Annotated in this window: 8 protein-coding genes and 2 rRNA genes; all 10 read right to left on the bottom strand. The window is 44.9% G+C overall.

Going from position 1 to position 11,817, the window contains the following annotated elements; all coding sequences use genetic code 11:
* Positions 1–59 precede the first annotated feature (59 nt).
* The gene (locus tag SOO65_RS06380) at positions 60–449 is read right to left on the bottom strand and encodes a hypothetical protein (RefSeq protein WP_321398503.1); all 390 of its coding nucleotides are present in this window, start codon (positions 447–449) and stop codon (positions 60–62) included.
* A gap of 46 nt (positions 450–495) precedes the next feature.
* Positions 496–1,311, bottom strand: a complete 816-nt coding sequence (locus SOO65_RS06375) for an enoyl-CoA hydratase-related protein (protein ID WP_321398502.1) — start codon at positions 1,309–1,311, stop codon at positions 496–498.
* Positions 1,308–2,210: a hydroxymethylglutaryl-CoA lyase gene (locus tag SOO65_RS06370; protein WP_321398501.1), complete on the bottom strand. Its 903-nt coding sequence runs from the start codon at positions 2,208–2,210 to the stop codon at positions 1,308–1,310. The genes SOO65_RS06375 and SOO65_RS06370 overlap by 4 nt, the downstream gene beginning before the upstream one ends.
* Positions 2,210–2,692, bottom strand: a complete 483-nt coding sequence (locus tag SOO65_RS06365; RefSeq protein WP_321398500.1) for an acyl-CoA carboxylase biotin carboxyl carrier protein subunit — start codon at positions 2,690–2,692, stop codon at positions 2,210–2,212. Before SOO65_RS06365 ends, SOO65_RS06370 begins: the two co-directional genes overlap by 1 nt.
* Positions 2,693–2,694: 2 nt before the next feature.
* The gene (locus SOO65_RS06360) at positions 2,695–4,182 is read right to left on the bottom strand and encodes an acetyl-CoA carboxylase biotin carboxylase subunit (RefSeq protein ID WP_321398499.1); all 1,488 of its coding nucleotides are present in this window, start codon (positions 4,180–4,182) and stop codon (positions 2,695–2,697) included.
* Positions 4,179–4,949, bottom strand: coding sequence for an enoyl-CoA hydratase-related protein (locus tag SOO65_RS06355; RefSeq protein ID WP_321398497.1), 771 nt, complete (start codon positions 4,947–4,949; stop codon positions 4,179–4,181). The genes SOO65_RS06360 and SOO65_RS06355 overlap by 4 nt, the downstream gene beginning before the upstream one ends.
* Before the next feature lie 2 nt (positions 4,950–4,951).
* Entirely contained in the window at positions 4,952–6,568 is a 1,617-nt protein-coding gene (locus SOO65_RS06350) for a carboxyl transferase domain-containing protein (protein ID WP_321398496.1), read from the bottom strand.
* Between the two features lie 82 nt (positions 6,569–6,650).
* A complete protein-coding gene (locus SOO65_RS06345) occupies positions 6,651–8,465 on the bottom strand; it encodes an LTA synthase family protein (protein ID WP_321398494.1) in 1,815 nt (604 codons plus the stop codon).
* A 54-nt stretch (positions 8,466–8,519) separates the two neighbouring features.
* Positions 8,520–8,636 (bottom strand): 5S ribosomal RNA (rrf, locus tag SOO65_RS06340).
* Positions 8,637–8,756: 120 nt separating this feature from the next.
* A 23S ribosomal RNA gene (locus SOO65_RS06335) occupies positions 8,757–11,680 on the bottom strand.
* Positions 11,681–11,817: the final 137 nt, after the last annotated feature.

Here is an 11,817-nt window from a genome sequence, read left to right as displayed (position 1 = left end):
ATCCCTGGCCTAATGTTATCCATCCTTGGAAGACAACCCCTTCCTGACGGTCAAATCTGTTATTTTTTATTTGGTGTTACAGTGTCCATGTCGAGATCTTCTGGAAGCATCTGACCTGAAGTATATCCTGTAATTGTGAAACCTCTTGGAAGATAGATACCAAGAGTTAAGAACGAGATCAGAATATCTTGCGGATTTTTCTGTTCGTAGATGATGAGTTTCGACATTCCGTCGTACCCTGCTTTTCTGACTTCTTCATCAACAAATACTTCATGCTCTTCTGGTTCAACACCCCAGAAATAGAAATCTCTCTTACCGGTAATTGAAACTTCTTTCTGATGTTTTGGATTTCCATCGAATGTAACAGGGATTGTATTATTTGAACGGAAGTGAATGGTAGTACAGCTTGCAACCATTACTAAAAGAAATAGGGAAGACAAATTTTTCATATGTCTTAATTCTTTAGGTTGCGCGCTGACTTGTCAAAAAATATTTTCAGTTATGATCGAAGGTTGGAGTCTTCTTCTCGATCATTCCATCAAGTGCTTTGAAGTGGTCCGATGAGCGTTGAGTGATACCTTGATAAGCGGCCATCAACTCCAGGTGAGAATTGAGATCATTTTGATAAGAGTGAATCACTGCTTTTTTAGTCATTTGCAGAGCAATTGGAGGAAGAGTCGCCAGATGATCAGCGAGTTCTTCTGTCCTATTTTTTAAATCATTCGGTAGGACCACTTGATTCACGAGTCCGATATTTTTCGCTTCAGTTGCTGAAATCATCTTACACGTAAGAAACATTTCCATCGCTTTACCAAAACCGATAAGGCGAGTTAGGAAAAACGCCCCCCCATCACCTGGAACCAGACCAACTTTGGCGAAGGTCTCTGCGAACACCGCCTCTTCCGAAGCAATTCGCATATCACACATGGCCGCAAGATCACAGCCTGCCCCTACAGCAGCGCCATTCACCATGGCGATCACTGGAGTTTTTAAATTCACAATCGTCGCGGGAATCTGCTGAATACCCGCCTGATAAGTTTCACGAAGTTCGTTGGACCCTCCCGCGAACATGCCACTCTTACCTTTCATCGCTTTAACATCGCCACCTGCACAGAAATTCTTACCTGCACCGGTGATCACTATGGCACGAATTTCATTATCAATATCAGCAAAACGAAGAACTTCAACCAGGGCCTTCACCATACCAGTTGAATAGGCATTACTCGCTTCAGGACGATTTAACGTGATCCAGAGCGTGTGCTTCTTTTTCTCAACTAAAAGATCTTCGAATGGTCTTAGATAAAAACTCATACCTTTCCTGTGTTCAAATATGCCCTTAAGAATTTCGATTCCGTCTGACGATTCACTCTGCCTAAAATAAACTGAGAGGCCTCAGATAATTTTTTGATATCAATCCCGGTCTCTAGTCCCTGAGAGTTCAGAAGATACCACACGTCTTCCGTCGCCACATTTCCAGTGGCCCCTTTGGCGTATGGACATCCACCTAGTCCTCCGGCCGAGGAATCAAATGTAGTAATCCCTTCTTCCAGAGAAACAAAGATATTAGTTGGCGCCATTCCACGAGTATCGTGAAGGTGCATAGCAATCTTACCAATTGGAAATTCAGATTTAAGCGCGCGAATGTAGCTCCTCACCTGCATCGGAGTTGCTACCCCGATAGTGTCACCAACTGAAACTTCATAAACTCCAAGTTCAAAAAGGCGTTTAGTCACACTGATTAGTTTCTTCACATCCATGGTGCCTTCATACGGGCATCCAAAAGCAGTCGAAACGTAACCACGTACCAGCATACCGTCGCGTTTAGCAGCGTCGGCCACTTCTTTCATACGATCGAAGCTTTCATCTACAGAAGCATTGATGTTTTTTTTCGTGAATGAATCTGAAGTCGCAGTAAAAAGAGCAATCTCCTTCACTCCAAGATTTTTGGCGGTCTCATAACCTTTCATATTCGGCACAAGACACGGAAAAGCGACTCCACGGTCACCTAACTCATTTTTTACTTTCGTATAAAGTTCTACTGAATCGGCCATTTGAGGAATGGCAGGTGCTTTCACAAAGCTCGTGACTTCAATCGCCCTCAATCCCGCATCACATAGAAGCGAGATAAACTGAAATTTATCATCAGTTGAGAGAATACTTTTTTCATTTTGAAGTCCATCGCGTGCGCCAACTTCAACGATTTTAATCATTATTCCACCTCGGCCAGTGTAACTCCGCCTTGAACCAGCTCTCCGACCTTGTAATTAATTTTTTTAACCGTGCCGTCTTTATCTGAACGGATTGAGTGCTCCATCTTCATCGCTTCAAGAATAAGAATCGGCTCGCCTTTTTTAACGACCGCTCCCGCCTCTTTAATCACTTTAAAGATCTTCCCCGGCATCGGACTGGTCAGTCCACCGGCAGCTCCACCAGACTTTTTCATTTTCTTACCGGCCGCAAATGCTTTGGCCTCACGTCCATTAGCAATGATCATCTGATCGCCTTCGCGATTCGGTGTTCCGACTGCGGCCTTGAAACGTCCGCCGTTATCAAGCACTAATTCCGGACCATCTTTTGAAATCAAGGCATAATAGTAAGTTCTTCCGTTAAGAACGAAACTTACAGAGTCACCAGACTGTTTATAGTCTTGAACTTTTACTTCCTGTCCGTTGATATTAAATACTTTTTCCATAATTAGTTCCTAAATCCAGTTAGCTCAGTCCATGGAGTTCTGTTCGATTCAACCATTCCGCCTGTTGCCACTTTTGTTTTCCCAGTAAAGCTCAAGGCCCCAATAATGTTCGCCAGATCAGCGTCACTCATGGCCACAGGTTCAAGCTCTGCCTTATGATCTGGAATAAAATGCGTATGCGTATTTCCTGCCACAAAATCCTTATGAGCAAGAAGTCGCTTTAAATAATCACGATTGGTCTTCACTCCTAAGAAAAGAACTTCATCCAAACTGTGAATGGTTTTAGAAATCGCTGTTTCACGAGTCTCTCCCCACACCACAAGCTTTGCGAGCATCGGATCGTAGTTAACACCCACTTCCGTACCATCCAGGAAGCCGCAATCAAGACGAACATCTCTCAACGTCGGAATTCCGATGCGCTCAATCTTACCGATTGAAGGCATAAAATTATTATCAGGATCCTCAGCATAAATACGGCACTCAATTGAACTGCCCTTCTGCTTAATATCTGATTGCTTCAGAGGAAGTTTGTCCCCTTGGGCCACCATGATTTGGTATTTCACAAGATCATGACCAGTCACCATCTCAGTCACTGGGTGCTCTACTTGCAGACGAGTATTCATCTCCATGAAGTAGAACGATCCATCTTGCGCCATAATAAATTCAACTGTGCCCGCACCACGGTAGTTAATCCCGCGAGCGATCTCTACTGCTGTTTCACAAACTTTCAGACGAAGTTCCTGACTCATATTCGGAGCTGGAGTTTCTTCAATGACTTTTTGGTAACGACGTTGAATTGAACATTCACGCTCAAAGAAATGTAGGTGATTGCCATGAGTATCAGACATCAACTGCACTTCAATGTGACGAGGATTAAGTACATATTTTTCAATTAGAACTTTGTCGGATCCGAAAGACTTTAATCCTTCTGATTTAGCACCACGAATGCCTTCCAGAAGTTCCGATTCCTCGTGAACAATTCTCATCCCTTTACCACCGCCGCCGGCAGAGGCCTTGATAAGAACCGGGAAGCCAATCTTCTTCGCTTCCTTCACAAGATTATCATCATTCTGATCATCCCCGTGATAACCCGGAGTCAGAGGTACTTTAATTTTCTCTAATGCCTTCTTTGAACCAATCTTATCGCCCATAAGGACAATTGATTCAGGAGTTGGGCCAATAAATGTGATCCCTGCACCTTCCACCATACGAGCGAATTCTTCATTCTCAGAAAGAAATCCGTATCCTGGGTGAATGGCATCAGCACCGGATTTTTTAGTGATCTCGATGAGCTTTGTTTTATTTAAATAAGTATCGGCCAGAGCGCCCGTACCCAATGAGTAAGACTCATCAGCATAAAGAGCATGCGGAAGGTTCTTATCGTCTTCAGCGTAAACTGTGACAACTTTAATTCCCATTTCTTTGGCGGTCTTTAAAACTCGCAGAGCAATTTCCCCACGGTTAGCGACCAGAATTTTTTTAATCTTCATTGTTTCATCCAAGCTGGTTTATCTTTTGCTAGAAGTGCACGCATCCCTTCCTGCCCTTCGGCACTGATTCTGCGCTCACTGATCATCTGACAAGTGAAGTCCTCACTCGCCTTTAAATTTTTCATCACACCACGGATAAGCTTTTTCGCTTCTTTGGCAGCTACCGGTCCAGCGGCCAAGAATCTCTTCTTAACTTCCTCAACCTTGGTATCGATCTCAGGTCCAAGAACCACGTCATGGACAAGCCCCATACGTTTTCCTTCTTCCGCCGAGAATCTTTCCCCAGACAAGAACCATGCACGGGCATTTGATTCCCCGATTTTTGAAATACAATAGGGAGAGATCACCGCCGGAATAAGACCAAGTCTTGCTTCCGTGAATCCCATAAGAGCTGTATCAGCGGCGATCACATAATCACACACACTCACAAGTCCCACGCCTCCACCAAGCGCGTGCCCATTGATTCTTCCAATCACCGGCACATCACACTCGTTAATGGCAGAGAACATCTTCGCCAGACGTTTGGAGTCCTTGAAGTTCTCTTCCTTTGTGTAATCCTTCATGGCCTTCATCCAATTCAGATCCGCACCCGCGCAAAAGCTCGAACCTTTCCCAGAAAGAATAATCAAACGCTCATCTTTAAAAGATTCAAACAGCGCGATCATCTCTTCAATTAGTTCAGCATTAAAAGCATTATGAAGTTCCGGTCTATTCAACCAAACTTCCTTCACACCTTCTTCTTTCTCAATTACTTCAATGTATTTCATCATTACATCCTGAAGACGCCCCATTGAGGGTCCTTAAATTCTTCATTATGAGTTGAGCTTAAACACAGACCAAGAATGTCACGTGTCTGAGCTGGATCAATCACACCATCGTCCCATAGACGAGCTGATGAATAGTAAGGTGATCCTTCTTTTTCATATTTATCGAGAATTGGTTGCTTAAACGCCGCCAATTCTTGTTCCGTCATAAGAGGTTTCTTAGCGTGCGCCAGACCATCTTGTTTTACAGTCGCAAGTACGTTCGCTGCCTGCTCACCACCCATTACCGAGATACGAGAGTTGGGCCACATGAAAAGAAATCTTGGACCGAAAGCTCGTCCACACATTCCGTAATTACCAGCTCCAAACGATCCACCGATCATGATCGTGAACTTCGGAACTTTAACCGTAGAAACCGCCGTCACAAACTTTGCTCCGTGTTTCGCGATCCCTTCATTCTCGTATTGCTTGCCCACCATGAAACCCGTGATGTTCTGAAGGAAAATCAGAGGCACTTTTCTTTGGCCACATAGTTCAACAAAGTGAGCGGCCTTCTGAGAAGACTCAGAAAAAAGAATCCCGTTATTCGCCACAATCCCCACTAAGTATCCGTGAATTTTCGCAAATCCCGTCACCAGCGTTGTGCCGTATCTTTCTTTAAATTCCTGAAACTCAGATCCATCCACTAAACGCGCGATAATCTCTCTCACATCAAATGGCTTACGAGTGTCCTGAGGAATGATCCCGTAGATTTCTTCCGCAGGATACAGCGGAGCTTTCACTTCAGTCTTAATGAACTTACGAGGATTCTTTGATTGATAATTTAAAGTCGCCACAATGTGACGAGCCTGCTCAAGCGCATCTTCTTCAGTTTCAGCAAAATGATCGGCCACACCTGATTTAGATGTATGAACATCCGCTCCACCTAATTCTTCCGCAGTAACTTCTTCACCAGTCGCCGCCTTAACAAGCGGCGGACCGCCTAAGAAGATCGTCCCATTACCTTTAACGATAATCGTTTCATCACTCATTGCCGGAACATAGGCTCCACCCGCAGTACATGAACCACACACCACTGCGATTTGCGGAATACCCTGCGACGACATCTGTGCCTGATTAAAGAAGATTCTTCCGAAGTGTTCCTTATCCGGGAAAACTTCATCTTGCTTTGGAAGGAACGCTCCACCTGAATCCACGAGATAGATACAAGGCAGTCTATTTTCAAGCGCGATCTCTTGCGCTCTTAAATGTTTTTTTACAGTTAGCGGGAAGTAAGTCCCACCTTTTACCGTCGCATCGTTTGCCACAAATAAACATTCCACACCGTGAACCAGACCAATCCCTGTCACCATACCGGCCGAAGGAACGTCTTCATCATAAACACCATCCGCCGCAAGTGCCGATAGTTCTAAAAATGGAGAACCTGGATCCAGAATCTTTTCGATACGCTCACGTGGAGGAAGTTTTTTACGGGCCTTATGTTTTTTAACCGCATCTTCACCGCCACCTTGGCGAACTTTTTCAATTTTCTTTTTTAACTCATTGGCGAGACCGCGATTGAATTCTGCGTTCACCTGGAAATCTTTCGAATTGGTATCGATGTGCGAGGCCAAAGGCTGCATGAGAAACCCCATTTATGTGAATAAAAATAACAATTTAGTTTATCGTGAAGGAGGGTTTTGTGACAATGTTTTGGGCGGAGCTCTAGAGAGATAAATTATTATTTATCAGCCCATTCATGAAGTACTGAAGGTAGGCCTTTAAGAGGGGATTATTTGACTCTACCGGATGCATTTCACCGGTTTCCCAATCGTAATTAAAAGACTGCTGTTGGTATGACTTATCCAGGGTTGTAACTACTTCTTTTCTGGCCATAAAATAGGTCGATCCATCCGCGTAATTCAAAGCAGCACCTTCATCATTTGAGAAAGCACTTACACTTGTCGCAGGTAGTTCATCGCTCTTAATTTCTAAATAATCTAGAACCGTCTTCGGAATATCCGAATGTTGAGTGACTTTAGTGTACTCTTTCCCCGCTCCACCTGGAACATAGACTAAAAGTGGCACCCGATATCGGCCCACGAGATTCGAAAATTTCTTCGTTTCAAGTTTCTGACTGTGATCAGAGGTAATGATGAACACTGTATTACTAAACCATTTCTCTTTTTCGATGCGTTTAAAGAATTCGCGAAGAGCATAATCGGTGTAGCCAATACTTGGATGGATCTCGAGATTCCCTTTCGGAAATTTCCCTCTGAACTCACCCGGAATTGTATAAGGCTGATGTGAACTCAGCGTGAAAACGCCGGCCAAAAATGGTTCCGGCATTTCCGAAATTCGATCCGCCACGTATTGCAGATATGGCCCATCAAAAATTCCCCAAGTGCCATCGTAATCCTTCTCCCCATAATCTTTACGAGAGAAATAACGATCAAATCCATTGGCCAGTGTATACGAATCAAACCCCATTGTGCCCTTAGCACCAGCATGAAAAAAGTAATTCGTGTACCCAACACTCTTTAGCATTTTAGGGAAGCAGTTAAATTTGTTTCCGGAATAAATAGATTTACTGATTGGTTCATCAAGAAGTGATGGAAGACCACATAGAAGTGAAGGCAGGGCCTCGATGGATTTTCTTCCATTAGCGAGGTGACGACCGAAGAAATGAGATTTGGTTTTTAGTTCATTTAGGAATGGTGTGTATCCACCTTCCATATATTCTGAGGCAAAACTTTCTAGAATAATCAAAACCACATTGGACTTTGCTTTTCCTTCAATTCCGTCTCTGAAATCACGTTGATTAAGAATGATATTTTTTGCTTCATCATCACTCTTAAATAGGGCCAGACGCTGCATCGGTTTATTCTTCAACGTACGCAGAAAATGGTAAGGAGAATTAAGCACCAAATGACCTAATTCATTTTTCCCCTGAACAAACGCCGACTGCACATTAATCGATTTGTGCTGAAGTCCTCCACGTATCCCAATAAAAGTAAGTCCTAAAAGAACAAATCCCACTCCTACTCTAGTAGGTAATGAAACCTTCCTCTCAGTTGCTTTAAAGTAACTACGATCAAAGAAGTAATACCCAATTCCAAAAGCAATCGCCGCAATCGGCAGATACCAATAATAAAGAAAGATCTGTGGAAGTTGTTGGAGAATGTCGTCAGAAATGACGAAGAAGTCATAACTCAAGCGCTTCCCAGTAAAGAGAAACAACTCATAGTCATCTACGGTCACAATAAAGCCCGCAGTATTAATGAGGATAAAAAGAATTCTCTCTGTTCTCTCTTTAATCCAAGAGAAACAAGAAAGAAGAATAAGAGGAAGATTTAAAAGACAAATAGCGGCCACATCAAATCGAACTCCCAACAGAAAACTCTGGAAGATCTCATCTTGTGTGAACTGCTTATAAATATTTAAGTGATAAAAATAGAAACCAATCCGAAGGACTGAATAAGGAATCAGGAGAAACAGAAGTCGCTTTAAAAGGCGAACTTGCGGAGCCGTTAGAACCATGTACCCCTAAAATAAAAACGCCCACATTGCTGCGGGCGTTCTTTATAAAAATGGAGGGTGCATCTTGCTATTCTGACACCAAGTTCCCCTGGCACTACCTTCGCCGCAAGTGAGCTTGACTTCCAGGTTCGAGATGTTACTGGGTATTTCCTCACCGCTATCGACACACCCAAACTGTATTTCAATTTAGGTAGACTGCACTTTTACAATCACAAAACAAGATAAGCAAGACAAATTTTGAACCATGTAGTTCCACACTTTAAAACCCCTCTCTAGCGTAGAGAGGCAAAGAAAATAAAGCAAAACGGGTTATTAGTATTGGTCAGCTCAACGCCTTACAGCGCTTACACACCCAACCTATCAAGCTCGTAGTCTACAAGCACCCTTAATAGATATCTAATCTTGAGGGGGGCTTCCCACTTAGATGCTTTCAGTGGTTATCCCGTCCAAACTTAGCTACCCGGCGATGCAGTTGGCACCACAACCGGTACACCAGAGGTTTGTCCATCCCGGTCCTCTCGTACTAAGGACAGCTCCTCTCAAATATCTTACGCCCACGGAGGATAGAGACCAAACTGTCTCACGACGTTTTGAACCCAGCTCGCGTACCGCTTTAATTGACGAACAGTCAAACCCTTGGGACCTGCTCCAGCCCCAGGATGCGATGAGCCGACATCGAGGTGCCAAACTTCCTCGTCGATGTGAACTCTTGGAGGAAATCAGCCTGTTATCCCCGGAGTACCTTTTATCCGTTGAGCGATGGCCCTTCCACTCGGAACCACCGGATCACTAACACCTGCTTTCGCACCTGCTCGACGTGTTTGTCTCGCAGTCAAGCTCCCTTATGCGTTTACACTCTACGCCTGGTTTCCATTCAGGCTGAGGGAACCTTCGTGCGCCTCCGTTACTCTTTAGGAGGCGACCGCCCCAGTCAAACTGCCCACCAGACATTGTCCCCTCGCCAGATTATGACGACAGGTTAGGATTCCAATTAACCAAGGGTGGTATTTCAAGGTTGTCTCCCCGTACGCCGGAACGCACGGATCAAAAACTCCCACCTATCCTACGCATGGTTAATCGAAACCCAATGCCAAGTTACAGTAAAGGTTCACGGGGTCTTTTCGTCCTTCCGCGGGTAGCGCGTTTCTTCACGCGCTCACCAATTTCGCTGGATCTATAGTTGAGACAGTGGGGAAGTCGTTACGCCATTCGTGCAGGTCGGAACTTACCCGACTAGGAATTTCGCTACCTTAGGACCGTTATAGTTACGGCCGCCGTTTACTGGGGCTTCAATTTAAAGCTTCGCCTTGCGGCTAACCTCACCTTTTAACCTTCCAGCACCGGGCAGGCGTCAGCCCATATACTTCCACTTACGTGTTTGCATAGACCTGTGTTTTTGGTAAACAGTCGCTACCCCCATTTCACTGCGACCCTCATACGCTACGCCAGCAAGTGACTTCACGTTCAAGGGCAAACTTTATCCCGAAGTTACAGTTCTAATTTGCAGAGTTCCTTAACTACAGTTCATCCACGCACCTTAGGCTTCTCGCCTCAGCTACCTGTGTCGGTTTACGGTACGGATTAATACTTATCTCCCTACGAAGCTTTTCTTGGAAGCTTAGGGTCACACACTTCGGCTTGCGCCTCGGCATCAGTTCTCAGTGTTAATGGACCAGCGGATTTGCCTACCGATCCCACCTACGACCTTACACCAGAACAACCAATCTCTGGATGTGCTACCTTTCTCCGTCACTCCTTCAGTCAAACGATAAATACTAAGTTCAGGAATATTAACCTGATGTCCATCGACTACGCCTTTCGGCCTCGCCTTAGGATCCGACTTACCCTGGGAGGATTCACCTGGCCCAGGAACCCTTAGCTTTACGGTGGGAGGGATTCTCGCCCTCCTTATCGCTACTCATTTCAGCATCAGCTCTTGTGGGACCTCCAGCGCTCCTTACGGTACGCCTTCATCAGCACACACAATGCTCTCCTACCACTTATAAAAAGTTCATAGCTTCGGTACGACGCTTAAGCCCCGTTACATTTTCCGCGCAGAACCACTAGTCCAGTGAGCTATTACGCTTTCTTTAAAGGATGGCTGCTTCTAAGCCAACCTCCTGGATGTCACAGTAGTTCCACAACGTTCTCCACTTAGCGTCAATTTAGGGACCTTAGCTGATGATCTGGGCTCTTTCCCTTTTGTCCACGGACCTTAGCATCCATAGACTCACTGCCTATCTGTACTTAACGGTATTCAGAGTTTGATAAGGTTTGGTAGCACGGTAATGCCCCTAGCCTAGTCAGTGCTGTACCCCCGTTAGTAATCAATAGACGCTGCACCTAAATGCATTTCGGAGAGAACCAGCTATCACGGAATTTGATTGGCCTTTCACCCCTATCCACAAGTCATCACAGACGTTTTCAACCGTCACGTGTTCGGTCCTCCACGAAGTTTTACCCTCGCTTCAACCTGCTCATGGATAGCTCATCCCGTTTCGGGTCTACAGCATGCGACTAACGCCCTATTCAGACTCGGTTTCCCTACGGCTACACCTGCAACGGCTTAACCTCGCCACATACCATAACTCGCTGAATCATAATGCAAAAGGTACGCCATCAGGCTTTACAATAGCCCTCTGACTGTCTGTAAGCATGCGGTTTCAAGTTCTATTTCACTCCCCTCATCGGGGTTCTTTTCACCTTTCCCTCGCGGTACTAGTCCACTATCGGTCAGTAAGGAGTATTTAGCCTTGGAGGGTGGTCCCCCCAGCTTCAAACAGGGTTTCTCGTGCCCCGTTCTACTCAGGATACTCGCCCAGTTCGTTCAATTTCGGATACGAGACTTTCACTCTCTATGGTGGGCCTTCCCAAACCCTTCTCCTATCGAACTCCCCTTGATGCAAGTCCTACAACCCCAATGTGCACGCACATTGGTTTGGGCTCCTCTGCGTTCGCTCGCCGCTACTAGCAGAATCTCAATTGATTTATTTTCCGGTTGGTACTTAGATGTTTCAGTTCCCAACGTTGGCCACTCATCTACTACTTTACTCATAGAAGGTTCTTCATCACTTTCGTGAAGAGGGGTTGCCCCATTCAGAAATCTCCGGATCGAAGCTTGATTATCAGCTCCCCGAAGCTTATCGCAGATTAACCGCGTCTTTCATCGCCTCTTACTGCCAAGGTATCCACCGCATGCCCTTAGTAGCTTTATCTTAGTTTTTTAGCATGGATTCTTTTAAAAAAAATTACTACATGGTTCTCGTCTGCTTGCTTATCCTGTTATGTGATTGTCAAAGAATTTTTGATTTTTTGATCTTTGAAAATTAAATCTGACCCGAAGGTTTTTTTA

This window comes from Peredibacter starrii (assembly GCF_034259205.1).
Classification (GTDB): domain Bacteria; phylum Bdellovibrionota; class Bacteriovoracia; order Bacteriovoracales; family Bacteriovoracaceae; genus Peredibacter; species Peredibacter starrii.
The sequence above is the reverse complement of the archived record's forward strand: the minus strand, read 5'-3'. Positions and strand labels throughout refer to the sequence as shown.